This is a genomic window from Paraburkholderia sp. TE9906 (assembly GCF_056279605.1).
Genome location: NZ_JBWCCT010000003.1, coordinates 303,136 through 328,497 on the forward strand (window position 1 = coordinate 303,136; position 25,362 = coordinate 328,497).

21 protein-coding genes are annotated in these 25,362 nt (G+C 65.3%); 6 read left to right on the forward strand and 15 right to left on the reverse strand.

The annotated features are described in order from the left end of the window. Positions 1–63: 63 nt before the first annotated feature. From ACZ9H4_RS09140 to ACZ9H4_RS09150, 3 genes are all read right to left on the reverse strand, one after another. The gene (locus tag ACZ9H4_RS09140; RefSeq protein WP_476118845.1) at positions 64–2,037 is read right to left on the reverse strand and encodes a hybrid sensor histidine kinase/response regulator; all 1,974 of its coding nucleotides are present in this window, start codon (positions 2,035–2,037) and stop codon (positions 64–66) included. Positions 2,038–2,147: 110 nt separating this feature from the next. After that, a complete protein-coding gene (locus ACZ9H4_RS09145) occupies positions 2,148–2,651 on the reverse strand; it encodes a response regulator (protein WP_408324319.1) in 504 nt (167 codons plus the stop codon). 105 nt (positions 2,652–2,756) lie between these two features. Next, positions 2,757–4,367, reverse strand: a complete 1,611-nt coding sequence (locus tag ACZ9H4_RS09150; RefSeq protein WP_476118846.1) for a sensor histidine kinase — start codon at positions 4,365–4,367, stop codon at positions 2,757–2,759. A gap of 388 nt (positions 4,368–4,755) precedes the next feature. On the opposite strand from ACZ9H4_RS09150, the gene ACZ9H4_RS09155 reads away from it, so the two are divergent. Beyond that, positions 4,756–5,247 (forward strand): hypothetical protein, encoded by a 492-nt coding sequence (locus ACZ9H4_RS09155; protein WP_408142482.1) that lies wholly within the window; start codon positions 4,756–4,758, stop codon positions 5,245–5,247. A gap of 167 nt (positions 5,248–5,414) precedes the next feature. On the opposite strand, the gene ACZ9H4_RS09160 is transcribed toward ACZ9H4_RS09155, so the two are convergent. Together ACZ9H4_RS09160 and ACZ9H4_RS09165 are read right to left on the reverse strand one after the other, a co-directional pair. Next, positions 5,415–5,549 (reverse strand): hypothetical protein, encoded by a 135-nt coding sequence (locus tag ACZ9H4_RS09160; RefSeq protein ID WP_476118847.1) that lies wholly within the window; start codon positions 5,547–5,549, stop codon positions 5,415–5,417. Next, on the reverse strand, positions 5,549–8,029 hold the full coding sequence (locus tag ACZ9H4_RS09165) for an AsmA family protein (protein WP_476118848.1): 2,481 nt from the start codon (positions 8,027–8,029) through the stop codon (positions 5,549–5,551). The genes ACZ9H4_RS09160 and ACZ9H4_RS09165 overlap by 1 nt, the downstream gene beginning before the upstream one ends. A 15-nt stretch (positions 8,030–8,044) precedes the next feature. Here ACZ9H4_RS09165 and ACZ9H4_RS09170 point away from each other — a divergent pair, with 15 nt between their 5' ends. From ACZ9H4_RS09170 to ACZ9H4_RS09180, 3 genes are read left to right on the forward strand one after another with little or no spacing between them, the layout of a single operon-like run. Beyond that, positions 8,045–8,248: a hypothetical protein gene (locus ACZ9H4_RS09170; RefSeq protein WP_408142437.1), complete on the forward strand. Its 204-nt coding sequence runs from the start codon at positions 8,045–8,047 to the stop codon at positions 8,246–8,248. Continuing rightward, positions 8,245–8,958 carry an ABC transporter ATP-binding protein gene (locus ACZ9H4_RS09175; RefSeq protein WP_408142439.1) on the forward strand — a complete coding sequence of 238 codons (714 nt, stop codon included), beginning with the start codon at positions 8,245–8,247 and terminating at the stop codon, positions 8,956–8,958. The genes ACZ9H4_RS09170 and ACZ9H4_RS09175 overlap by 4 nt, the downstream gene beginning before the upstream one ends. Continuing rightward, positions 8,955–9,761 carry an ABC transporter permease gene (locus tag ACZ9H4_RS09180; RefSeq protein ID WP_408142441.1) on the forward strand — a complete coding sequence of 269 codons (807 nt, stop codon included), beginning with the start codon at positions 8,955–8,957 and terminating at the stop codon, positions 9,759–9,761. The genes ACZ9H4_RS09175 and ACZ9H4_RS09180 overlap by 4 nt, the downstream gene beginning before the upstream one ends. 316 nt (positions 9,762–10,077) lie before the next feature. Here the strand turns inward: ACZ9H4_RS09180 and ACZ9H4_RS09185 are convergent, their stop codons facing one another. Together ACZ9H4_RS09185 and ACZ9H4_RS09190 are read right to left on the reverse strand one after the other, a co-directional pair. Beyond that, complete coding sequence (locus ACZ9H4_RS09185; protein WP_408142443.1) at positions 10,078–10,641, reverse strand: DUF6013 family protein; 564 nt, start codon at positions 10,639–10,641, stop codon at positions 10,078–10,080. A 385-nt stretch (positions 10,642–11,026) separates the two neighbouring features. After that, positions 11,027–12,043 (reverse strand): zinc-binding alcohol dehydrogenase family protein, encoded by a 1,017-nt coding sequence (locus ACZ9H4_RS09190; protein WP_476118850.1) that lies wholly within the window; start codon positions 12,041–12,043, stop codon positions 11,027–11,029. A gap of 139 nt (positions 12,044–12,182) precedes the next feature. Here ACZ9H4_RS09190 and ACZ9H4_RS09195 point away from each other — a divergent pair, with 139 nt between their 5' ends. Next, complete coding sequence (locus tag ACZ9H4_RS09195) at positions 12,183–13,142, forward strand: LysR family transcriptional regulator (protein ID WP_476118851.1); 960 nt, start codon at positions 12,183–12,185, stop codon at positions 13,140–13,142. 198 nt (positions 13,143–13,340) lie between these two features. Here ACZ9H4_RS09195 and ACZ9H4_RS09200 read toward each other — a convergent pair whose 3' ends face one another. The 4 genes from ACZ9H4_RS09200 to ACZ9H4_RS09215 all read right to left on the reverse strand — a co-directional run bounded on the left by ACZ9H4_RS09200 (position 13,341) and on the right by ACZ9H4_RS09215 (position 19,247). Next, complete coding sequence (locus ACZ9H4_RS09200) at positions 13,341–13,646, reverse strand: hypothetical protein (protein WP_408152576.1); 306 nt, start codon at positions 13,644–13,646, stop codon at positions 13,341–13,343. Positions 13,647–13,689: 43 nt separating this feature from the next. Continuing rightward, positions 13,690–16,725 (reverse strand): DNA ligase D, encoded by a 3,036-nt coding sequence (gene ligD / locus ACZ9H4_RS09205; protein WP_476118852.1) that lies wholly within the window; start codon positions 16,723–16,725, stop codon positions 13,690–13,692. 71 nt (positions 16,726–16,796) lie between these two features. After that, a complete protein-coding gene (ku, locus tag ACZ9H4_RS09210; RefSeq protein WP_408152574.1) occupies positions 16,797–17,825 on the reverse strand; it encodes a non-homologous end joining protein Ku in 1,029 nt (342 codons plus the stop codon). A gap of 171 nt (positions 17,826–17,996) precedes the next feature. Continuing rightward, the gene (locus ACZ9H4_RS09215; RefSeq protein ID WP_408142456.1) at positions 17,997–19,247 is read right to left on the reverse strand and encodes a cytochrome P450; all 1,251 of its coding nucleotides are present in this window, start codon (positions 19,245–19,247) and stop codon (positions 17,997–17,999) included. A 512-nt stretch (positions 19,248–19,759) separates the two neighbouring features. Here ACZ9H4_RS09215 and serB point away from each other — a divergent pair. After that, positions 19,760–20,599 carry a phosphoserine phosphatase SerB gene (gene serB, locus ACZ9H4_RS09220; RefSeq protein WP_408142458.1) on the forward strand — a complete coding sequence of 280 codons (840 nt, stop codon included), beginning with the start codon at positions 19,760–19,762 and terminating at the stop codon, positions 20,597–20,599. 452 nt (positions 20,600–21,051) lie between these two features. Here the strand turns inward: serB and ACZ9H4_RS09225 are convergent, their stop codons facing one another. The 4 genes from ACZ9H4_RS09225 to ACZ9H4_RS09240 form a co-directional block, all read right to left on the reverse strand. Next, positions 21,052–22,236, reverse strand: coding sequence for a cystathionine beta-lyase (locus ACZ9H4_RS09225; protein ID WP_476118853.1), 1,185 nt, complete (start codon positions 22,234–22,236; stop codon positions 21,052–21,054). 157 nt (positions 22,237–22,393) lie between these two features. Beyond that, positions 22,394–23,086, reverse strand: coding sequence for a hypothetical protein (locus tag ACZ9H4_RS09230; protein WP_476118855.1), 693 nt, complete (start codon positions 23,084–23,086; stop codon positions 22,394–22,396). Positions 23,087–23,139: 53 nt separating this feature from the next. Beyond that, on the reverse strand, positions 23,140–24,324 hold the full coding sequence (gene bktB, locus ACZ9H4_RS09235; protein ID WP_408142463.1) for a beta-ketothiolase BktB: 1,185 nt from the start codon (positions 24,322–24,324) through the stop codon (positions 23,140–23,142). Positions 24,325–24,408: 84 nt separating this feature from the next. Beyond that, positions 24,409–25,359: a sugar kinase gene (locus ACZ9H4_RS09240; protein ID WP_476118856.1), complete on the reverse strand. Its 951-nt coding sequence runs from the start codon at positions 25,357–25,359 to the stop codon at positions 24,409–24,411. Positions 25,360–25,362: the final 3 nt, after the last annotated feature.

The following is a 25,362-nucleotide window of genomic DNA, read 5'->3' on the forward strand; positions in this document are numbered from 1 at the left end:
CAGTCGCAACAGGCCTTTCTCTTTTGCATGAGCGAGAAACAACGCGCTCATGCGGCATACGCGTCACGCCTGCTTTTGCGCCTTCAGATTCACCGCGCTGTCGATCATCGTTTCGAGCTGGCCGAAATTGACAGGCTTGGTCAGATGCGACGTGAAGCCCGCGCTCAGACAGCGGCGCACGTCTTCATCGGTGCCGAAGCCGGTCAACGCGACGGCGGGCGCATCCGAGTGCTCGCGAAACGCCTTGATGAAATCGAGACCCGTGCCGTCCGGCAAGCCGACGTCGCTGACGATCAGATCGAAAGCCTGCTGCTGGGTGGCGGCCAGCGCATCGTCGACCCGGCCCACCACGGTCACGTCGTGACCCAGGCCACGGATCAGCTGCGCCATCACCTCGGCGGTATCGACGTGATCCTCGATCAGCAGGATGGTCAGCAATCCGCCCGAATGCACCGCAGCGGGGGCCGCGACCGGTTGCACCTCCGATGGCGGTGCCGCGGTCGGCAGCGTGATCGTGAAGGTCGCGCCGCAGTGCGCACCGGGGCTCTGTGCGGTGACGGTGCCGCCGTGCACGTCGGTCAACGCCTTCGTGATCGCGAGGCCCAGACCCAGCCCGCCGAATTGCCGCGTCATGTTCTGGCTGCCCTGCTCGAACGCGTTGAACAGCTTGCCGATCTGTTCCGGCTCGATGCCGATGCCGGTATCTTCGACGCAGATCTGCACGTGCATGCGTTCGTCGCGTGTGCGCACGTAGATATGGCCGCCGTCCGGCGTGAACTTCGCGGCGTTGCGAATCAGGTTCCACAGCATCTGTTGCAGGCGCGCGCGATCGGCCAGCACGTAATGATGGGTCGCGTGCTTGTCGACGTGCACGTCCTGCTGCTTGATCTGAATCTCGCTGCGAAAGAGTTCGAGCACGCTGTCCATCACTTCATGCACATCGACCGTTTCGAGCGACAGCCGCAGCTTGCCGTTCGCCACGCGCGTCAGATCGAGCAGGTCGTCGATCAGCCGCGCTTCCAGTTCGACGTTGCGGCGGATCATGCGCACGCTGTTGCGCGCCTGGTCGGGCAGATCGGGAATCATCTCCAGCACGCGGGCGCCGGCCAGCACCGGCGTGAGCGGCGTGCGCAATTCATGCGACAGCATCGCCAGGAAGCGGTCTTTCGCGCGGTTTGCTTCTTCGGCGGTCTGACGGGCCGCCTGCTCCGATGCGAGCAGCCGCTCGCGTTCCTCGATCGCCTCGCGCTGCGAATGAATGTCCGTGCAACTGCCGAACCACTTGACGACGTTGCGTTCGGCGTCACGCACCGCCACCACGCGCGTGTCGAACCAGCGGTATTCGCCGTCGTGGCGGCGAATCCGCATCTCGCGCCGATAGTCGCCGGTCGGGCTCGCCACCGCCTTGAGCCAACTGCGGCGGATCGCGTCGCGATCCTCGGGGTGTACCGCGTCCAGCCATGCGAGACCATACGAACTCTGGTCGGAAAGCCCCGTGTAGTCGCACCACTGCTTCGAGAGAAAATCGCAGTCGCCCGCCGCGTTGCAGGTCAGCACGAGGTGCGGCAACGCTTCCGACAACGTGCGGTAATGCTGCTCGCGATCGCGCAGCAGCAAGGCCTCGTCCGACGCTCTTTGCATGCGCACTTGCGACAGCACGCGCTCGACGGCTTCCGGCAGGTAATCGAGGTAATCGCCGGCCTTCGGCACCACGTCGGAGACGCCCGCGCGCAATGCTTCGATCACGCGCGATTCGTCGGTAAAGCCGGTCACGAGGATCGCGGGAATCCGCACGCCTTCCGCGCGCAGGCGGCGAAAGAAGTCGAGTCCGGTTTCCGGTCCGCTCAACTGGTAGTCCAGCACCAGCAGATCGGGGCCGCCGTCGGCGAGCCGCGCGCGGGCGGCATCGGCGCCCGCGCAGATCGCGACGCGGCAGCCGGCGCGTTCGAGCGACTTGCGCGCGAGCCGCAGAATGCCTTCGTCGTCATCGACGACGAGCACATAGGCGGCGTGCGGCGTGGACACTTCTTCGGTCATGCGGACTGTTCTCTGGCTGATCGGCTGGTCTATCGGTGGCTCTATCTTGTCATGAGCGGCTTTTGGGCAGCTTTGGACTGCGCCGGGCACGCCCGCGCGCAAGCCCGCGATCAAGGCGCGCCGAGCCGATGGCCGGGCGGCAGCTTGACCACTTGCAGGAAGAAGCCCAGACGGCGCACCGCTTCGATGAACGCATCGTATTCGACCGGTTTGCAGATGTAGACGTTGCAGCCGAGTTCGTAGCAGCGGGCGATTTCGCGCGGATCGTCGGTCGTGGTCAGCACGATCACCGGCACCGAGGCGGTCCGCGGCGATTCCTTCAGACGCCGCAGCACTTCGAAGCCGTCCACCCGCGGCATTTTCAGATCGAGCAGCACGACGAAATGAGTCAGATCTCCGCACGGCGGATGGACGTCCGCGACGGGGCTCGGCATCGAACCGCCCGCGCCTTCGGGCGGCGCCGGGCCAAAGAAGTAATCGAGAGCCTGCTGCCCGTCACGAAAACGTATGAAACCGTTCGATATGCCGGCGCGGCGCAGATTGCGCTCGACCAGCGTGGCGTGGCCGTCGTCATCCTCAATCAGCACGATGCTGACCGTTTCCCCGTGACTCATATGCGCTCCGTGCTAATCATTCGTCCAGCCATGCGGCCTTTCATGTCCGCCATGTCTGTCACGCCCGTCATGTCCGCACCGCTGCCGTGCGTCCCCCGTGCCGCGTCAGAGGCGTATCGGCTGTTCGGGCAACGCGACGAAGAAGGTCGATCCCGCACCTTCGGCCGACTCGACCCACACCCGCCCGCCATGCCGCTCCACCGTGCGCCGCACCACCGCGAGCCCGATGCCGTCGCCGCGCGCGACCTCGCCATGCAGACGCTGGAACGCGCGGAACACCTTCGACATATACGCTGCCGGTATCCCAAGGCCGTTATCGCGGACGTAATACGTGCGCATGCGCACCGCACGCGGGTCGGTTTCATCGACCGGTTCGGGCTCCAGTGCGCCGACCTCGATACGTCCGTTACGCGCCGGGTCGAGAAAATTCAGCGCGTTGCCGATCAGGTTGCTGAAGATCTGCTCGACCGCGGCGGGGTCGCCCCACGCGGGCGGCAACTCACGCACCGTCACGACCGCCTGGCGCTCGCTGATGGCGCCCCGCAGCGCGTCGACCACCCGGCCCACCACGCGCCCCACACTGACCCGCTGCCATTGATATTCGAGCCGCCCCACGCGCGAAATCCGCAACAGCGCGTCGATGATCGACGCCGCCCGTGTCACCGCGGTGCGCAAATAGTGCAACGACTCGCGCACGTCGCCGTCGAGAATATGCGCCATGCGCCGACGCTCCGCCTCCGGCAATCCGGCCTGCGCCACGATGGTATCCAGTTCGTCGCACGACACCTGCAATTCCTTCGAAAAGCCTTGCAGATTCACCAGCGGCGAGCGCAAATCATGCGACACGCTGTAGATGAACATTTCGTTGTCTTGTGTTTCCTGACGCAGTTCCTCGTTGACGCTCGCAAGCTCCAGCGCGCGCGCTTCGAGCCGCGTCTTGAGCGTGGCCTGCTCCTTGTCCGCTTCGCGCAGACGCGCACCGGTCTGATGCAGCACGGCGTCGAGCGTCGAGATTTCGTCGTTGCCCGACAGCGGTACTGCGAGCGGCCGACCGTTGCCAAGGCGCTCGGCGTTGTCGGTCAACACTTCCAGGCGCCGCCCGATGCTACGCGCGAACACTACCGCCGTGGCCGCCCAGATCAGCATCGAGCCTAGCACCGCTGCGATCAGCGCGTTTTGCTGACGCTCACGGCGCCGTGCGAGCGCGGCCGAACGGTCGGCATCGAGCCGCGTAGCCTCGTTGCCGAACGCGGTGAGTTCGTCGCGAAACAGCACGATCTGCCGCGGCAATGCGCCGGTCTCCCGTGCGATGAACGGCGCGAGGCCGCGCCCCTCGTGCAGCGCCTGCGAAATGGCGAGCGTGTGCGCGCGATAGGCATCGACCACGCGCTGCATGTTGCGCACGCGCTCGACCTGCTGCGGCGTGCCGGCGACCAGCGCGTCGAGTTTCGACAGACGGTCGCCGAGGTCGACCCACACCGTATGACGCTCGAGCAGCGAGGCGTCGCGGGTCGCCATGGCCGTGCGCACGCGCGCGGCCTGACGCAGCAGCGGATCGACGAGGGCCGATGACTGATAGAGGATCTGCTTGCTGTTGTCGACCCACTGCGCGGCCTGCGCTGTCTGCTCCTGGGTATCGAAGACGACGCCAAGAAGCGCCAGCTCGACCACGCTCGGCACTGCAATCAGCAGCAGACCCTTCGTGAATAATTTCATGGTCACCCGAAGGGTCGTTCGAGCCGAGGCGGCTCGCGAGCACCGGTTGCGCGCGCCCCGCTCACGCGCCAGAGGCAAGCGCCTCGCGCGCTGCGCAATGCAGCCGGCCGGGCCATTATCGACGTGAACGCGAGATATTTCAACGCAACCACAAGATGCGCTCGCCCACATAAAAATGACTTTTTTATTGATATCGGATGTTTTTTCGGCGGCTCGTGCGTCTATGATGGAGACAGATGTGATGGGATGCGAAAGCGCGCGGCGAGGCGGTTCGGCATGATTCGTGCGGGAGGCGATGAGGCGGCGAAGTCGTCGATTCATCGTGAATCCGACCTTGTCGTATGCTATAAAAGATCGACGTGCGGCGCGCGAAGCCGGGAGTTGTCGCATGAGGACGCAGCGTTTCTTGCAATTCTTTTTCAGGCGAATTTTTATGTCCTTCCCGAAAAAGCGTAGACGCGCGAAGGTGGACGGCGATGAGTCGTTCCTCGCGGTACTGCGGCATTTCAAGCCGTTCGGTCAGCTCGACACCAAGATTGCGCGTGCTCGTGCACAAGACGAGCCGGTGTTGTATGCCCACGTGTTGCCCGGGCTCGACGTGCTCCTGTGCAGCGTACGCGGCGCGCAACCACCCTATCCGGCGCCCGCAGAGTTGAGGCGGCGCTGCATCGAATCCATCACCAATGCGTTGGAACAGCCGCTCGACGGGCTCGAGAACGGCGGGTACTGGTACGAGGCGGACGGCTTCGGCTTCCTTGTCTTCGCCAGCCGTGCGCGCGGCAAGATTCTCACGGAATTCGGCGCCACGCGCGTGGGTACGCGTCGGGGCGTGCGTCGCCAGGATGCGGCAGGCGATGCCACACCGCGCTCGCTCAGGTAGATATGTCGCGTTAGCTCCGGCAGTTCATTCCTGCACTTGCTTTGCTGCGCCCGGCAGCGCCGCCGGTTTGATCCAGGCGGCGCTGTATCCCTTCTCTTCAGTTGAACTTGCCATGTCCGGCGCTGCATGGGTATGCGCGCGCCCCACAGGCGGCGTGATGCTGTCCGTTACTCCGTGATCGATTCGTCGGCGTGGCCGCCCACGGGCGGCATGCTGATCAGCCACAGGAAGATGAACGACAGGCAGCCGCCGAAGCTCCAGCTCGGCCAGTCCGCGGGCAGCACCGGTAGCACGGAAAACATCAGCTCCCCTTATATTCGGCCGCGCTCGCCGGCGACATGACAGCGGGCTTTCGATTCGCCGCGGCAGGCGACGACGCACCTCCCCCAGACTTGTTGACCGGTGCGCCTTCGAGCGACAGTGGCGCCTTGGGCTTCTGCTTGACGCCTGGCGGCGGCGCCGTCGGCGCCTGACGAACCTGCGACAGCAATTGCGCACACGGCAGCGGCTTGTTGTTGCTAGGCGCGAGCAATGGAATCAGCGCCGCGAACGGATTGATCAGGCCGAGCCCGATTACCGCGCCGCCTCGCAACGCGAGCGCCGCCACGTTCACGCCCACATGCGGGTCCTTGAAGGTGCCCTTCACGTAGAGCGGCGAGCGCAGCGAAAACACGCGGAAGCCCTTGGTATGAGGATGCACGCCAAGATTGAGCGTCTCGTCGCGCAGATTGACGGTGCCGTCGATGTTGATCACCGCATCGTCGGTATCGAGTGCGAATATGCGCGACTCGAGCACGCCGTTGGTCGCGACGAAATCGGCGGCCGCGCAATTGATCTTCACGTCGCGATTGCCGAACAGTTTTTCATACACGACGTTCGCCACGTTCAGCCCCGCCGCTTCCATCAGCAGACGGCTCACGGTGCCGTCCGTCACCAGTGCCTTCAACTCGCCGTTTGAGGTGGCCGCGAGCGCCGCCGGCGAATTGCCGGTCGCGGTCAAGGCGGCATCGCCGTTGATCTCGCCGAGGGCGTTTTGCATCGTCTTGAAGTTTGGGAACAACTGCTTGAGCTTCAGATGACGCGCCGAGGTTGCAAAGCGCCCCTTCAGCGGCACCGCGCTGCCGTCCAGATGAATGTCCGATGCGAGCGAGCCGCCCGCTACGCCAAATTTCAGCGGCTCCAGCGACAAGACCCCATCGGTCATGACGACATGCGTGTACAGGTCCGTGATCGGCAGATCGGTGGTCTTGACGATGCGCCGGCCGGTGAACCTGACGTCGGCGTCGATCGCCTTCCAGCGGTCGGTACGGAATTCCTCGACCGGCAGCACGCGGCCGCTCGGCTGCGCCGTCGCATCGCCGCGTTTGGCCTTGCTCGCGTTCGAGTCCGCGCCGATCACCGGCGCCAGATCCGAGAACTGCAGCAGATGCGACACCAGTTCGCCCTGCAGCAGCGGACGCGGCTCACGCGCCGTATAGGTCAACGACCCGTTCAGATCGCTGCCGCCGACCCGGCCTGTAAAATTTTCATACTTGAAGACATTGCCGCTCGACTTGAACTGACCGATCAGCCGGCCTTCGGTCGCATACGGCGGGGTGTCGGGCAAGGTCACGCCCGTCAGCGAATAGAGACGCGCCAGGCTGTTGCCTTGCAGCCAGAGGCGCAGATCGACCGCAGCAAGATGCGCGGGATCGGTGATCGTGCCGACGAGACCCACGTGCAAGTCGCCCGCCTTCACGTCGGCCTGCACGGGGAACGGCCGGTTCGCGTCCTGGAGCGCCAGCACGCCGCCGACCTTGCCGCTGCCCGCCACCGGTGTCTTGTTATAGGTGCCCTTGATGGTCCAGCCGATCGCATACGGCGGGATCTCCCGCTTCGCCCCAGCCGAGGCGCTCGCCTGCGCCTTCGTTTCGCTCGTGCCCGATGTCGCTGCCGCGCCGCTCGCGCCCTCGCCGGCCGCGCGGGAACCGCCGGCCATCAGCGCGCCCGATGCACCCGACGCCGCGGTTGCGCCTGACGCATCGATATCGGTCGCCGAGGCGCCCGACGCGGCCGCCGCCGATGCCGCCGCAGCCTCCGATGCCGCCTGCGCATTCGCCTGCGCCGTCAGCTTGCTCGCACCCGCCTTGCCGATCGCCTGCGCCGACGCGCTGCGCGAGGCCTCTTCCTGCTGCTTCATCGCCTCGCCGATCGGAATCGGCTGGCCGAGCGTGTCGATGACCATCTGCACGTCGACTTTCTTCTGCTGGTCGGACAGCGCGATATTGCCCTTCGCAAACGCGATGTCGTGCAGATCGAGCTTCCATTCGGATGGCCCGCTCGATGCAGGCAATTTGAAAGTCCAGTTGTTGCGCCCGTCGAGCAGACGTTCGAGATCGACGGACGGATTCACGAGGTTGATCGCCGGAATCACGATGTCGTGCGCAAGCAGCGGCAGCACCTTGACCTGGAAATCGATTTCATCGAGCGTGGCGAAGTTCGGCTGCTTGGTCCAGTCGGGATTGCCCACCGTGATGTTCGCCGCCGAGAAGCGCGGCCAGGGCACCCAGCCGCGCCATCCGGTCTCGCCGACCGGATGCCGCCAGCCCACCTTCAGATCCCCATTGATCGCGAACGGCCGGCCGATGGCTTGCGTGACCTTGTCGTTGACATAAGGCCGGGCACGATTCCAGTCGAAGGTCAGAATAAAAATGGTCAGCGCGATAATCAGAAGGACGATAGCCGCCAGCAGCCATGCGATGATTTTTCCGATCCGCCGTCCGATGGTGCTCGACCCTGCCATTGTGAAGCTCCGTCATTGTTCTACGTTATCGACCGGCCAGCAGATATCGTGCCCGGCGCCTGGCGACGCAGCGCGTTGTCGTTCGCGCTGCCGTTCGTGTTGTCGTTCGCGTTGTCGTTTTATCATGCTGCACGCCTCGACGGCGAATCGGCGGCACAGAGTGCCGCCTCGCACGTCATCCCGGCCATGACACAACCCCCACTGCGATCCAACTCATGACCGATGTTCCTTTCGTCCTCGCCGACGGTATCGTCCGGCGCGATGCGCTGCGCGGCCAGACGCTGTTGCTGCCGACGACCTTCGCGCTGCACGCCGGCGAGCGTGTCGCGATCACCGGCGCGTCCGGCTCGGGCAAGAGCGTGTTGCTGCGCGCGCTCGCCTTGCTCGATCCACTCGATGCTGGACGCATCCTGTGGCACGGTGCGACGGTCGAGCGCGGCGCGATTCCGCGTTACCGGCGCAGCGTCGCCTATATCCGGCAGCGTCCCGCGCTGCTCGACGGCAGTGTCGAAGACAACCTGCGCTATCCGTTCGAATTGCGCGCCTATCGCGACGTGCGCTTCGATCGCACGCGGGCGGCTAGTCTCGCCACTCAGGCGGGACGTGCCGGCGACTTTCTCGACAAACGCGCGAGCGAACTGTCCGGCGGCGAAGCGCAGATCACCGCGCTGATCCGCGTGCTGCAACTCGCGCCCGAGGTGCTGCTGCTCGACGAACCTACCGCATCGCTCGACCCGGAGTCGTCGCTCGCGATCGAGGCGCTGGTGCGCGCGTGGTTCGACGCCGATCCCGGCCATCATGCGTCGATCTGGGTGTCGCACGATCCGGCGCAAGCCGCGCGCATGAGCGAGCGCCATCTGACAATGCGCGCCGGCACGCTCGACGAAATCGCCGCGCCGATGTCCGTGCATCAGGAGCCCGCCCCATGACATTGCAGAACCTGAGTTTGTGGGACGTCGCGATCGCCGCGCTGCTGATCGTCGTGAACGGCGCGGTGTCGGTGGCGCTGAAGCTCGATCTCGAACGCAAGCTCGCGTGGGCCGCGCTACGCACCGTGGTGCAGTTGCTCGCGATCGGCTATGTGCTCGGCTGGGTGTTCAGTTACGACCGCTGGTACGTCGTGCTGCCGCTGATGATCGTGATGACGCTGATCGCCGGCTTCGCGGGCGCGGGGCGCGGCACCCGCACCTATGCCGGGCAGCGCGCCGACAGCGTGCTGTCGATCTGGGTCAGTTCGTGGCTGGTGGCCGCGGTCGGCCTGTTCGTCGTAATCCGCATTCATCCCTGGTACGAGCCGCAGTATGCGATTCCGATCCTCGGGATGATCCTCGGCAATACGCTAACCGGCGTGTCGCTCGGCATCGAACGGATGACCGAGGAATTGACGGCGCGGCGCGACCGCGTCGACATGGCGCTCGCGCTCGGCGCGACACGCTGGGAAGCGGCGCAGGCGCCGGCGCGGCAAGCCGTGCGTGCGGGCATGATGCCGACATTGAACCAGATGGCGGTGGTCGGCGTGGTGAGCCTGCCCGGCATGATGACCGGCCAGGTGCTGGCCGGGCAGTCGCCATTGCAGGCAGTGCGCTATCAGATCGTCATTATGTTTCTGATCGCGGCGTCATCGACGCTGGGGACCGTGGGTGCGGTGCTGCTGACGTACCGGCGGCTGTTCTCGGCGGAGCACCGCTTCTTGTCGGCGCGGCTGATGGAGCGGGCGGTGAAGCGTCGCTGAGGGGTGTGCAGGCGGGCCGTGCCTGGAGACTGAGGCAGATGTCGCGGCAAGCCTCGCTCGCAAACACAACACGGTGACAAGACATGCTCAGTCAGTGCTAAAGACATCGTGACAAACGTCGCGCGAAGACGCAGCGGCAGACATGCTCAGGCTTGCTCGATGCGCCGCCGCATACCCTGCTCGACGACGCAGCGGCGTGCCAGGTTCACGGGCCGCGGAAGGCATCGCGCCAAGGCCTGTGCTCACCTGTCCAGCGGCAGGCCGCGCCCAGCAGCACGCATGCGGCGCGCCGCCGACGCCCCCTCTTCAACCGGCTTCAGCGCTTGGCGCTGACCGCCACTTCAGTGCCGTCGCTGAGCGTGAGCGTTTTCGTGCTGCCGTTGACCGGCATCGTAAAGCGCAGAATCTGACTCACGCGCACATCGTTCGGACACTTGATCGTTTTTCCGCCGCTCGTCACGGTCTTCACCCCATGCGGCGCCTGCGCCTGGAAGCTCATCTGCACGCTCGCCGTGCCGTCGCTGCCGACGACCGGTGCAAAGCGGATCTGTGTCTGCCGGATCATCGCGCCGTTGGTATCGACCGGCAGCGACGCATAGTTCGGACACGCATCCGTGCCGGTCACCGGGCCGCCCGGCGGCACGGTCTTCCATGTGAAGTCGTCGGTCTCGCCCGAGCGGATCGTGCGGGTTTCCTGTGAGTTGCCGAACTGCTTCGACGTGACGCGAACCGTGTAGCGGATCGGACCGTCGAGCGCGGACTGGGTCGTCACCGTGATCGGCGTGGCTGCGTGAGCCGCCGGCACGAGCATGACGGGCGCGAGCGCGCAAGCGAGAGAAGCGACAACTGAAACGGCGGAGAGTTTGAAGCTGGAGCTCATACTGTCACCTCGTTGTTGTGCCGCTGCGCGCCCCGCTTCAACGCTACTGTCTATGATGCACCGCCCGAGCCGGGCGGTTGGCCCGGCGAACCGGTGCGCGAGACACGCAACTGTTTTCGCATGATGCACCGCCAGTCTAACGCCAAGCGCGGCACCGCGCGTGCCGCCTGGGCTCGGGTGTTAACCCGCTTGCGGGGACGCGTTTTCTGCGTGTGCAATCGCCAAAACGCTGCGATTGCGGGAGGCTCTGGCCGCCGCTTCGATCGCCCCACCTCGCGGCACACCGCATTGCGTTGTCTCGGATGGTGCGCGGCAACTGAACATGGCCGGCGCGTATGACTGCGGCACCAGCCATATCGAATCATGCATCCGCGCACGGTGCGGCTTAGAAGCCCGTCAAGACCAGCTTGCCGATCGCGCGCCCTTCTTCGAGCAGCCGATGCGCACGGCGCAGATTCGCCGCGTTGATCGTCCCGAGTTCTTCTCCGACGGTCGTGCGCAGCGTGCCCGCGTCGAAGAGGCGCGCCACTTCGGTCAGCAGCTTGTGCTGTTCGATCATGTCGGGCGTGCCGAACATCGAGCGGGTGAACATGAACTCCCAATGCAACGCGGCGCTTTTCGCCTTCAGCAGTTCGACCGGCACAGGCTCGCTGTTCTCGACGATCGTGCAAATGCCGCCTTGCGGCTTGATGATTTGCGCGGCCACCGGAAAATTCTTGTCGGTGTCGTTGAACATCAGCACGTAATCGACCTGCTCGATGCCGAGCTTTTTCAACTGCGCGGGAATGTCGCCGAAGTGATCGACGGTATGGTCCGCGCCCAGTTCGGTCGCCCATTTCGCCGATTCGGGACGCGACGCGGTCGCGATCACTTTCAGCTTCGCCAACTGCTTCGCCAGTTGAATGCCGATCGAGCCGACGCCGCCCGCGCCGCCGAAAATCAGCACCGTGCGGCCTGCGTCCGCGCCTTGCGGCGACACGCCGAGGCGGTCGAACAATGCTTCCCACGCGGTGATCGCGGTCAGCGGCAGCGCGGCCGCGTGCGTGAAATCGAGCGACGCCGGCTTGCGCCCGACGATCCGCTCGTCGACCAGATGGAACTCGCTGTTCGCGCCCGGCCGCGTGATGCTGCCCGCATAGAACACCGGATCGCCGACCTTGAACAGCGTGACGTCCGGGCCGACAGCGGCCACCGTGCCGGCGGCATCCCAGCCCAGCACGCGCGGCGTCTTTTCGACGGTGTCTTTCGGCGCGCGCACCTTGGTGTCGACCGGATTGACGGAGATCGCCTCGACCTTCACCAGCAGGTCGCGCCCCGTGGCTTCGGGTTTCGGAATGTCGACGTCGACCAGCGCTTCGGTTTGATCGATCGGCAAGTAGCGGTAGAGACCGACGGCTTTCATGGAGGCTCCTGTTCTGTCCGTTTCAATGAGATGAAGGGTCGGCGAGCCTTGCCGCCGATCCATGCGTGTGATCCTACGGCGATTCTTACTCTTATAAAACCGGCATAATGACTGAAACATCTTTTTGTATTTCAGAATAATGAATCTTCCCGATCCCACCGCGCGATCCTCGTCCAGCGAACGGGAGCGGCTCGATCTGCTCGACGTCGCCCTGTTCGTGCGCGCCGCGCTGCTCGCGAACGTGTCGGCGGCCGGGCGCGAGTTCGGCTTGTCGGCGGCGGTCGCGAGCTCGCGCATCGCGCAACTGGAACGGCTCCTCGGCGCGCGCCTGCTGCACCGGACGACCCGCCGCATCAGTCTCACTCAGGACGGCGAAGTGTTCATGACACGCGCCGAAGCGCTGCTCGACGCGGCAGCCGCCGCGCGCGCGTCGGTGGGCCGCGCGCAAGCCGAGCCGCAGGGTCGCTTGCGGGTGTCGATGCCGTCGTCGTTCGGGCGGCAGCACGTGTCGCCGGTGATCAGCGAATTTCTGCGCCGCCATCCCGGCGTCAGCGTCGATTTGCGGCTGACCGATCAAGTGATCGATCTGGTCGATGCGGGGATCGACGTGGCGATCCGCGTCGGCGTGCTGAAGGATTCGTCGCTGGTCGCGCGGCGCCTCGCGGTGAACCGGCGGGTGCTGTGCGCCGCGCCCGCCTATCTCGCCGCACACGGCCTACCGCATCATCCGTCAGATCTCGCTCGCCACGAATGCATGATTCTGTCGGACCAGCGGGACTGGGCCTTCGTCACGCCCGCCGGGCCGCTCGACGTGCGCGTGAGCGGGCGGCTCGTCACCGACAACGGCGAGGTGATCCGCGATGCGCTGCTCGCGGGCTTCGGCATCGCGCTGAAATCGACGTGGGACGTGGCGCCCTATTTGCGCAGCGGCGCACTGGTCCGCGTGCTCGACGCCTATCCCCTGGCCGAGGAGGTGGCGATCTGGGCGGTGTATCCAAGCCGCGCGTTCGTGCCGCCGAAGACGCTCGCGTTCATCGCGTTTTTGGCGGCGCATTTTGGTGATCCGCCTTATTGGGATGGTGTGGCTGGGTTAGGTTAGGTTTGGATCGGTTTCGAGCGGAGTTTGGGCGGGCTTTGGATTGCTTTGAGCCCGGCTCGCTTTGAGTCGACTTTGAGTCGGCGCTGAATCGGCTTCGGGGAGGTTTCTGGCTGACGTCGAGTCGGCTTGAGCCGAACCGGCGGCAACGCCGCGCCCGACTCAGCCTGCCCCGTCCATCAGCGCTCGAGGCCCCCTCCGTCAGCGCTTGCCCGGCCGCCCCGCATCATCCTGTTTGCCGTCCGAATTTACATCGGTATGCGTATCGTTCTGCGTCTGCTGCTGATACTCGTCGCCGCCACGGCGGTCGGTATCTTTCAACCCGCGTTCGAGATCCCGATGCGCCTGCTTGCCGACATGGCGCGGCTCATCCTCGTGCTGCGATTCGGGATCCTGATCGATTTCATGCGGTAACGGCGCGGCGGCATCCTGCAACGAACGCGGCTGTTTCTGCCCATGCGGATCGGCCTGCTTGTCGCCGTCCGACGATTGCGGTGAGGTCTTCATAATGTGCTCCTTCCCGTATTGAGTGAGATCGACTGGCAAACGCTCATCGCGCTTCGTCCAGGCGTTTTTTCATCGCGGCGGTAATGCGCTGGCGCGTCTTCGCATAGTCCGCCCAAGGATCGCGTGCGAGATCGGCGAGGCGTTCGTGCAGGTTCGCGATGGTCCACTGATCGCCGCCCGTGGTGGCTGCGACTTCGTCCCATGACAGCGGCACCGACACACCCAGCCCCGGCCGCGCGCGTGCCGAGAATGCGGCCACCGTGCTGGAGCCGCGGTTGTTGCGCAGGTAATCGACGAAGATCTTCTGCTTGCGATTCTGTGCGCCCATCTTCGCGCTGAATTGCTTGGGCAGCGTCGTCGCCATATGTTGCGCGACGGCTTGAGAGAAGTCTTTCACCTCGTCCCAGCCGGCCTGCTTCGCGAGCGGCACGACGACATGCAAGCCCTTGCCGCCGCTCGTCTTGCAGAACGACTTGAGGCCGAGTTCGTCGAGCAGCGAACGCGTGAGTTGCGCGGCTTCGATCATGCGCTCCCAACCGAGCGCGGCGTCGGGATCGAGATCGAACACCATGCGATCGGGCTTTTCGATATTGGCGGCAAGCGCATTCCACGTGTGAAATTCGACCGTACCCATTTGCGCGGCGCCGACCAGCGCCTCGATCGTCTCGACGGTGATCAGCGGCGGATGGCCGGGGTCGAGACCGGGATGCTGCGTGACGTTCGGAATCGACAGCTTCTGGCTGTGCTTCTGAAAGAACAACTCGCCGCCGATGTCCTCGGGCGCGCGCACCAGCGACACCGGCCGGTCCTGCAGATGCGGCAGCATCCAGTCGGCGATGGACTCGTAGTACCGCACGAGGTCGATCTTGCGCGTGCCGGTGCTTTTGTCGATGACGCGGTCGGGGTGGGAGATGCGCACGCTTGCGACCTCGCTGGGGGTGGTTGTTCTGGTAGTGGTCTTTGCGGCTGTGGTCTTTGCGGTTGTGGTCTTTGCGGTTGTGGTCTTCGAGGCGGTGGTCTTCGAAGCGGTAGTCTTCGAGGCGGCGGTCTTTGAAGCGGCGGTCTTTGACCCACCCGCCTTCGACACCGCCCGCTTCTTCGGCGCGGCATCGGACCCGTTATCGGTTAGCTGTTGCACGTCGGCTCCTTGGCGGGATGTTTCCTTGACGATCTGACGCGGCGGCTTGTCGTCGCGCAGACTCACGAACGACGCCTGGCGCACGATGCCGTCGCTCGTCCACTCGGCGAAGTTGCATTCGGCGACGAGTACCGGTTCGACCCAGTGCACCGGTGTGCGGCTGCGCTCGCGCGGCGCGGCGGCGAACGGCATGCGCTTCGTCTCGTGCGCGTCGAGTGCTTTCTTGACCGAGCGCAGCAACGCGGCGTCGAAGCCCGTGCCGACCCGCCCGGCGTAGCGCAGCCGCCCGTCGCCGTCGTAGACGCCGAGCAGCAGCGCACCGAACGCCGCGCGGCTGCCGCCCGGTTCCGAATATCCGCCGATCACGAACTCCTGGCGCCGCCGGCACTTCAGTTTGATCCACGTCTGCGAGCGCCCCGACAGATAGCCGCTATCGCGCCGCTTGCCGATGATGCCTTCGAGCGCCATGTCGCACGCACTCCTGAGCAGTTCGTCGGCACTGAAGGCGAAGTCGTTCGAGAAGCGCAGCACGCTGTCGTCGACCTCCTCCAGCAGGGCGTGCAGAATCGCGCGGCGCTGTTCGAGGGGCACGCCGCGCAAGTCGTAGCCGTTCAGAAACGGCACGTCGAACAGATAGATGACGATGTCCTGCGGACGGTTCGAGTCGAACGCGTTTTGCAGCGCCTGAAAACTCGGCACGCCCTGTTCGTCGAGCACGACCGCTTCGCCATCGAGCCATGCGCTTTCGAGGCCGAGTCGGTCGAGCGCCTGAACCTGCTTGCCGAACTTCGCGGTCCAGTCGTTGCCCGCGCGCGTGAACACCTTGACTGCACTCCCTTTGGCGGACCGCTCGATGCGCGCCAGTACGCGATAGCCGTCGAATTTGATTTCGTAGGTCCAGTCGTCGCCGGGTGGAGCGGCGTCGACGAGTGTCGCCAGTTGCGGCTTGAACGTGGCGGGCAAGCGAGCCTTGAGCGCCCCTTCGATCGACGGCGACGCGGCGAGCTCGCGCAGAGATTCCCCGGTACGGGTGGAAACGATGTCGGGCCGCTTCGGGTCCGCACGGCTCGATGGCGCGGATTTTGTGTTGCGTCGGGCGGTGGCTTGTACAGCGGCCGGGAAAGTCCTGTTGGGAGGCGAATTCGTTGTCGAAGCCGTGGCAGGCTCTCTTGCGATGCTGCTTGCGCCCTTCCGTGTTTTGCCTTCGCCAGGGGTCTCGTTTGCAATTTCGTCTTCGCTGCCGGGTGCAGTTTTACCCGCACGCCCGCTTGCGGCTTTCCCTTTCCCTTTGCTCGCAGTTTTGCCGGCGGCACCTTTCGAGTTCGCCCCACTCCCCGCTGCCGACCCGCCACCGAGCACACTCCCGGGACGCTTCTGCAGAACGTCATACTCGCTCTCGTCGCGCGCTTCATCGTCGCGCTCCTTGATCAACAGCCACTGTTCCTTGTCGCCGCTGCCGCGCATGTGACTGCGCACCAGTGTCCAGCCGCCGCGCAGCTTCTCGCCGTGAAGCTGGAATTTGAGCTTGCCGGCCGCATAGGCGCGCGCCGCCTCCGCCGCGCCGCCGACCGGTTCCCACGAACCGCGATCCCACACGAGCACGCTGCCCGCCCCGTAGTTGCCGGCGGGGATCTCTCCCTCGAACGAGCCGTATTCGACCGGGTGATCTTCGACGTGCACCGCCAGCCGCTTCACCGACGGATCGAGACTCGGCCCCTTCGGCACCGCCCATGACAACAACGTGCCATTGAGTTCGAGCCGGAAGTCGTAATGCAGCCGCCGTGCGTCATGCTCCTGAATCACGTACGCGAGCGTCGGGTCCTTCGAGCGGGACGCCGTTTTGCGGCCGGTGGAACGCTTCGATCCTGTCCGGGCGCCGGCGGGCTCCGGCGTTTCGTCGAAGCGACGCTTGCGGTGGTAGAGGTCGAGTCTGTCGTTCATGGCGATGACGTCGTCCAAAGTGATTGGGGTGTGGCTTACCCGTTAGCGCAACGCTCAGGTGGCCGGGGCGTTCATGCGGCCGCGCGGCGCTTACGGGCCGCTGGCGCCGCGGCGGTTTTGCCCGCCGTCGCGCGGCCGCCGGCAGTACCGCCGCCGCTACTGCGACCGCGCGACGTGCTCGCCGCACGCGTCGTACGAGGCTTCTTGCGGGCCGGTTCCGAGGCCTTGCCGTCAGCATCGGCGTCGTCCTGATCGTCGTCATCGTCTGCCGCGCGCTTGCGAGCGCCTGCCGCCGGTTTGCCTTTGCCTCGGCCCAGGCTCCGTTTGAGCAGATCGGACAGATCGAGAATATCGGCCGATTGACGCGACTCGTGCGGCGCCTCGACCTCGGTGATTTCCTCGGTCTTGCCCGCGCGAATCTTGCGATCGACCAGCGCCATGATGTCGTCGCGGAACGTGTCGTGATACTGCGAGGGATCCCACGCATCGCTCATGTCGTCGATCAGTTTCTTCGCCATGTCGAGTTCCCGCGCCGACACGCCCGCGGCCTTCATCCCTTCGGGCGGCAGCTTGAATTCGTCGAAGCCGCGCACCTCGGCGGCCCAGCGCAGCGTGTTCAGCGCCAGCACCGGGCCGACCGGAATCAGCGCTGCCAGATGCTGCTTGTTGTGCAGCACGACGCTCGCGACGCCGACCTTGCCCGACGCCTTCATCGCTTCGCGCAGCAATGCGTACACCTTCTCACCCTTGCGGTCGGGCGTCAGGAAATACGGCGTGTCGAGGTAGAGGAACGAGATATCGGGTGCGTCGACGAAGGCGAGGATGTCGACCGTCTGCGTCGACTCGGGATTCGCCGCGCGGATCTCGTCGTCCGACAGGACGACGTACTTATCCTTTTCGTACTCGAAGCCGCGCACGATGTTTTCGCGGCTCACGTCCTTGCCTGTGCGCTTGTTGATCTGCTTGTAGCCGACCGGATCGATCGTGCGCTTATCGAGCAGATTGAAGCCGACCTTTTCCGACTGCGTCGCCGGATACAACTGCACCGGCACGTGGACGAGCCCGAAACTGATTGCGCCTTTCCAGATCATGTGTGCCATCGTGCGCTCCCGTATGCCGAAGACTAGAAACGAAGCAGCAAGCGTGCCACGGTTTGGCGGCCGGAGCCGGGCGCGGCGCGGGCGTGGCGCCCGGCTCCGGCGAGCGCAGCGGGCCCTGCTACACAGGCGGTAAGTCTTGCGTCAGGACGGCAAAAGCTACGGTGCGCGGCGCTATGCGGGCCCAGCCTCGGGCGCGACATCGACCGGCACGGCCGCGAAGCCGCGAAAGCGTACGCGTCCGCCACGCGTCGGCTCGCCAGCGAGGCGATACGTCGGAAAACGCTGCACGAAACGTCCGATTGCGATGCGCGCCTCAAGTCGCGCCAACGATAGCCCGGCGCATTGATGGATGCCGAAGCCGAACGCGAGATGCCGGTTCGGATCGCGGCGAATGTCGAAGCGGTCCGGCTCCGCAAACTGTTCCGGATCGCGATTGGCCGCGCCGATGCACAGCGTGACCGGCGTGCCGCGCGCGACCGCGGCGCCGCCGATCTCGGTGTCGACGGTCGCCATCCGGTTGCCGAGCTGGTTCGAACTCTCGTACCGCAGGCATTCCTCGACCGCCGTCTCGATCAGCGACGGCTCGCGCAGCAGCGCGGCGAGCTGGTCGGGCCATTCGGTGAGCGTGACGAGACCGTTGCCGATCAGGTTGGTGGTGGTCTCGTGCCCGGCATTCAGAATGAAAATGCAGTTCTGCAGCAACTCCGCTTCCGACAATTGCTCGCCACCGGCTTCGCCCTGGATGAGCCGTGTCAGCACGTCGTGCTGCGGGTCGCCCGGTTCGCGCCGGCGCCGCGCGACCAGTTCGCGCAGATAGTCGACGAACTCGCTCACCGCGCGATTGCCGCGTTCGAGCTGCGCGTCGCTAAGCGACGGTTCGAGCGCGCCGAGAATCGCGAGCGACCAGTCGCGCAGGGGCTCGCGCTCCTCGTGCGGAACGTCCAGCAGATTACCGATGATCTCGACCGGAATCGCTGATGCGAACTCGCCGATCAGATCGATGCGGCCACGCCGGGCCGCCGCATCGAGCAAGCCATCGACGAGGCGGATCAGGCCCGGCTCCATCGCCGCGATCGCGCGCGCCGTGAGCGCACCGGCGATCAGCTTGCGCACACGCGTGTGACGCGGCGGGTCGTTGAAGACGAGGCTGGTGGTGTGATGCGTATAGAGCGGCGAGTCGCCGTATTTCGGCTTGAACTCGACGGTCTTGTCGGAGCTGAAGGTTTTCGGGTCGCGGTAGACCGCTTGCACGTCGCGAAAGCGCGTCAGAAACAGCGAACCGTCCGGCATGCGCCGGATCGGCTCGTGGCTGCGCAGCGCGTGGTAGACCGGATAGGGATTGGCGTAGAACGCGGGACTCAGGTGGCGAAGATCGAAGTCGCGTGCAAGGGAGGATGCGTCGCTGGCGGTCGCCGGGGTCATGCGGTTGTCTCCGTAGGGGTGCGCCTTGTTGCTTGTGCCAGTGCGTTGGTTCTGACCTGCGCTGGCGGTGTCGGGCGCGCGAGGTCGGGACAGGCACGGGCTGGTGGGCGTCGTTGGAAGCGACAGTATGAACCGGGCGTGGAGGGATTGCACGATAGAAGCGCAACGGGATTCGCATGCGGACTGGCCCGGGTTGATTGGGCCTCGTCGTGGTAGTGCGACGCGTATGTCTCTCTCGGCGCGTTTGCACGCTCCGCACGCGCGGCACGGTGGCGCTGCTGAGAAACGGCGGCAGGTCCCGTCGCGTTTAGCGGTGACGTTTGACAGACGAGCCTGATGGACGCGTCCAACGGCGCAACGCATTCAACCGCCCCGCCTTTCGTTCCTGTTCTCGCAACCCGTCCCCGTGCCGCCTCCTGGGCGCTCACGATGGCACGTCCCACGGAACCGATACAATAGAGGGATTTTCCGCGCGCGCCGCGCGCCCTCTTTCCTGCGTCACTGCGTCGTCCATGAACCTCGTCATTCAAAGCCCCGCGCCTCTTTCGGCCGACCACCACACCACGCTCATCGCGCTCGCACGCGGCTCGCACGCCACCGTCATCGACGCGAACGCGCTTCGCATCGCCGACGCGAGCGTCGCGCAGCGCGGCGATGTCGAGGTCTATTGCGCGACCCATCAACTGGACTACGCGTTTGTCGAGGCTGGCCGCCAGTTGCGCGATTTCGGGCTGGTCGCGATGGACATGGATTCGACGCTGATCACGATCGAATGCATCGACGAGATCGCCGACTTCTGCGGGCTGAAAGCCGAAGTGGCGGCGATTACCGAGGCTTCGATGCGCGGCGAGATCAAGGACTTCAACGAAAGCCTGACGCGCCGCGTCGCGCTGCTCAAGGGTCTCGACGCGAGCGCGCTCGAACGCGTTTATGAAGAGCGCCTGCAACTGTCACCAGGCGCGGAGCGGATGCTGGCCGGTGCGAAAGAAGCGGGATTGAAAACACTGCTGGTGTCGGGCGGATTCACGTTCTTCACCGAGAAACTGAAAGCACGCCTGGGTCTCGATTTCACGCACGCAAACACGCTCGAAATCATGGACGGCAAGCTGACCGGCAAGGTGATCGGCGAGATCGTGAACGCCGATGTGAAGGCACGCACGCTGTGCGAAACATGCGCCACGCTCGGCATCGAACCGACCCGCGCGATTGCGATGGGCGACGGTTCGAACGATCTGAAAATGATGGCCGCCGCGGGTCTGTCTGTCGCTTTCCGCGCGAAGCCGGTGGTACGTGAAGCGGCCAGCGTGGCGTTCAACCAGGTTGGACTGGACGGCTTACTGCGGTTGTTCTGACGCATTGAGGGAAACACCGCGCGGTGCAGCGCAGCGAGCGCTGCACCGTGTCGGTCTATCCGGACCGACACGCTTTCGCATCACAATGGCTGGCAGGAGCAGCGCCATATCACTGACGAAAGCGATGATCTTGACGATAGTCGCCCCGTCAAAATGCGCGCATGATTTTTTCCGATCCCAGCCAAATGAGTAGCTTCTTCATGCGTTCCTCCACGAGCGAACCGGTATAAGTGCAGCATTGTCTAAAAATTAGAATTCAGGCATACGTGTAGGATTGCCAACATAATCGCCACCGCAACGGCAAGAAGGATCGACAGCCCTAACGCATTTTCAGACAAATGCTTAGGCTTACTAGCTACTGGGGCAAAAAAAAGCCCACCGGGAAGGTGTCCCGATGGGCTTACATATGGCATCACCGTGGGGGTATCCCCGCAGCGAACGCACTCAGCCGTCTAGTTCAGCGCAGCGAGGCACTGCTCGATGTCCGCGCGCAAATCGGCCTCTTCTTCGAGGCCGATGTAGAACCGCACCAAGGTCCCGCGATGCGGCCACTGCCCGGCGGTGCGCATCGACGCGACGTCGTACGGCATGGCGAGGCTGTGCGCACCGCCCCAGCTCCAGCCGAGCGAGAAGAGTTCGAGCGACTCGCAGAACGTATCGATTTGCGCCGCGCTGTAACGCTCGTCGAATACGACCGAAAACAGCCCGCCCGCGCCCGTGAAATCGCGCTTGTAAAACTCGTGGCCAGGACAGTCGGCGATGGCCGGATGCAACACCGCGGAAATTTCCGGGCGGCTCTTCAGCCATGTCGCAAGACCGAGCGCCGCGCGGTCATGCTGCGCGAAGCGCAACTGCATGGACGGCAGACTGCGCAGTATCAGCGAGCAGTCGTCCGAGGAGACGCCGATCCCCATGCGCATGCGCGCCGCCTTCAGCTTCAGATGCAATTCGCGGTCGACCGTGATCGTCGCGCCCATCAGCACGTCGCCGCCGCCCGACTGATACTTGGTCAGCGCCTGCACCGAGATGTCGACGCCGTGCTCGAACGGCCGGAACGCGAGCCCTGCGGACCACGTGTTGTCGATGGCCGTGACGACGTTGCGCGCGCGCGCCGCCGCCGTGATCGCGGGCACGTCGGCCACTTCCATCGTCACCGAGCCCGGCGCTTCGATCCAGATGAGGCGAGTATTCGGCTGGATCAGATCAGCGATGCCCGCGCCGATCAGCGGATCGTAATAACGCACGCTGACGCCGAAATCGCGCGCCAGCCAGTCGCCATGATCGCGATTCGGCGAGTAGACGTTATCGGGAATCAGCACGTCGTCGCCGGCTTTCACGAGGCCGAAGTACACATTCGAAATCGACGACAGCCCCGACGGCTGCAGCAGCGCATGCTTGCCGCCTTCGATCGCGGCGAGGCGCTGCGCGAGTGCGAGGGAAGTCGGCGTCGCATGCAGGCCGTAGCGCCATTGCGCGTCGTTTTTCCAGTCGAGCGCACGCATGGTCGCGAGATCGGGGAACACGACCGTCGACGCTCGCGTGACCGGTATCGAGAACGACTCGAAGCCCGGCGTCAACTGGTCCTCGGCGCGCACGGTGCGGGTTTGCAGACCGCGTTTGAGTTTGGATTGGGTCATGGCGAAGTTCGATGAAAGCTGAGAGAAACGGATAAAAGCGGACAGAAGCGAGACGGAAGTGGCGAGCGCGTGGTTTCGGCACACGCGCCGCCTATGCAAGCGTAGACGAGCCAGCGAAATTGCGTCGGATCGACCGACGGCGCGCGTGGCAGCGGTTTCACTCGCCGGTTTGCAGATTGCTGACGCCGCCCACCGGCTGGCCGCCGGTCCTGGCGGCTGGAGCGGGTGCCGCAGCGGACCCGGCGGCGCGGCCGCTGGCCGAAGGTTGCTGCGCCGCTCCCGCTGCGGGCGTGACCCTGCCCGCCGCAGCGGGCACCGCCTGCCCCGCCGCGAGCGGCTTCAGATTGAACGGCTGCGGATCGGAATCGTCGACGTTCATCCGATCGCCCTCCACCGAGCCGTCCGCGGCGAACGTGCCGACCCAGTTACCGGTGATATGGGTGCCGTCGTTCGATTCCTCGACTTCGAGCGTATCCCCATTACGGTCGCCGGCGATCAGGATCACCTCGCCGGTATCGGTGTACTGATACTCGCCGTGCACGCCGGACGGATCGTCGGTTTTCGCACCGAGCCGCAGCACGATCTGACGCGAGCCCAGCGTGCCGGCGTAACGCGGGAATTTTGCGAACTCGGGGCTCGGCTTGAGCGGCAACTGGATCGCCGGAGGCGCCGCCAGTTGCTTGACCGCATCGCTTTCCGCCCAGGCCTGCGCGGGTGTCAACGCCACCGTGCCGGCGCACAGCAACGCGGCCGCGCTCATGATCGCCCAACCGCGCCGCGCCGTCGCGCCCTTCAGCGCATCCCTCATCGCGCCCTTCATCGCGCCCTTCATCGCTTTCGATTCCCGCATCCGTTCCTTCCTCATTACCTTGATACCTGCTTGCTACCGGTTCACCACGCGCGTCAAATCCGCTCGAAGATCGCCGCAATACCCTGCCCGCCGCCGATGCACATCGTGACCAGCGCATAGCGCCCGCCGATCCGCTGCAATTCGTACAGCGCCTTGACGGCGATCAGCGCGCCGGTCGCGCCGATCGGATGGCCCAGCGAAATGCCCGAGCCGTTCGGATTCACCTTCGCCGGATCGAAGCCGAGTTCCTTGCTGACCGCGCAGGCCTGCGCGGCGAACGCTTCGTTCGCCTCGATCACGTCGAGATCGGCGACCGTCAGGCCGGCGCGTTCGAGCGCCTTGCGGGAGGCCGGCACCGGACCGATGCCCATGTACGCCGGATCGACACCGGCGTGCGCATACGACACCAGCCGCGCGAGCGGCTTCACGCCGCGCTGTTCGGCGACACCGCGCTCCATCAGCACGAGCGCCGCGGCGGCGTCGTTGATGCCCGACGCGTTACCGGCCGTCACCGTGCCGTTTTCCTTCGCGAACACCGGCTTCAGCTTCGAGAAGTCTTCCGCCGACGCGTTCATGCGCGTGTGTTCGTCCGTGTCGAACACGGTGTCGCCTTTCTTCGACGCCAGCGTGATTGGCAGGATCTGTTCCTTGAAGTAGCCGCTCGTGATCGCGTGAGCCGCGCGGCGGTGCGATTCGAGCGCGAGCGCATCCTGGGCTTCGCGCGAAATGTCGTATTTGCGCGCGACGTTTTCGGCGGTCACGCCCATGTGGATCGACTGGAACGGGTCATTCAGCGCGCCCACCATCATGTCGACGAGGCGCGCGTCGCCCATGCGCTGACCGAAGCGCGCGGCGGGCATCGAATAAGGCGCGCGGCTCATGTTTTCCGCGCCGCCGCCGATCGCGATGTCGGCGTCGCCGAGCAGGATGCTCTGTGCGGCCGAGACGATCGCCTGCAGGCCCGAGCCGCACAGGCGGTTCACGGTCAACGCGGGCGTGTGCTGCGCGACGCCGCCGTTGATCGCGGCGACGCGCGCCAGATACATGTCTTTCGGTTCGGTGTGCACGACGTTGCCGAACACCACGTGGCCGACTTCGTCGCCCGATACGCCGGCGCGCGTCAGCACTTCACGCACCACCCGCGCGCCGAGATCGGTCGGCGAAAAATCCTTCAGACTGCCGCCAAAGCCGCCAATTGCCGTACGCACACCGCTTACCACCACCACGTCCCGTTGCATCGCTCGCTCCTCTCTAGTCTATGAAAGTCTCATATAGATGATCTTGACTTGGCGGGCCGCGCGTCGCGGCGCATGGTTTTGCGTTCAGCCCGCCAGAATTCGTTCGACGCTGGCACGCGAAGGAATCGGCGCCACCGCGCCGTAGCCTTGCGTGGACAGCGCCGCGGCGACGTTCGCGTAGCGCGCCGCCGCAAAAGGATCGTCGCCCTCGACAATGCGCGCGATGAACGCGCCGCCGAAACAGTCGCCCGCGCCGGTCGCATCGACCGCGTTGACGACGTGGCCCGGCACGACGCGCCGCTCGTCGGGCGTCGCGATATACGAGCCTTCCTTGCCGAGCTTCAGCGCAACCACACGCGGACCCTGTGCGAGCAGGAAATCGACGATCTCGTCACGCCCCGTCAAACCGGTGAGGTCGGTGACGTCGTCCCAGCTCGGCAGACAGATGTCGGTCTGGCGGATCGCTTCGAGCATCACCGCGCGGGCCCGCGCGAGCGGCCACAGCTTCAGGCGCAGGTTGGTGTCGAAGCTCACGCGCACACCGCTGGCGCGCGCATGCGCGATCGCTTCCAGCGCGGCATCGCAGGCGCTCAGGCTGATCGCGAGGCTGATGCCGGACAGATGCACGACCTTGGCCGCGGCGATCGCGTCGCGCGGCAAATCGTGCGGCGCGTAGCGGCTCGCCGCCGAACCGGCGCGCAGGTAATCGAACGCGTGGCCGTTCGGGCCATGCGACACGAAATAGACGCCGGTGGGCGCGTGCGGATCGACGCGCACGAGCGACGTATCCACCTGCTCGCGCTCCCACAGATCGACCAGCAGACGCCCGAAATGATCCGCGCCGACCGCCGACACGAAACCGGTGCGCGCGCCCTGGCGCGCCGCCGCGATGCAGAAGTTCGACGTGTCGCCGCCGAAGCCCTGCAAATAGTTCGGCTGGTCTTTCGCCGACTGGTTGAATTCGATCATCGCCTCGCCGAGGGCGAGGATCGCTGCGGGTTGGCTTTCCGGCGTTGCGGCAATGCTGACGGTCATCGC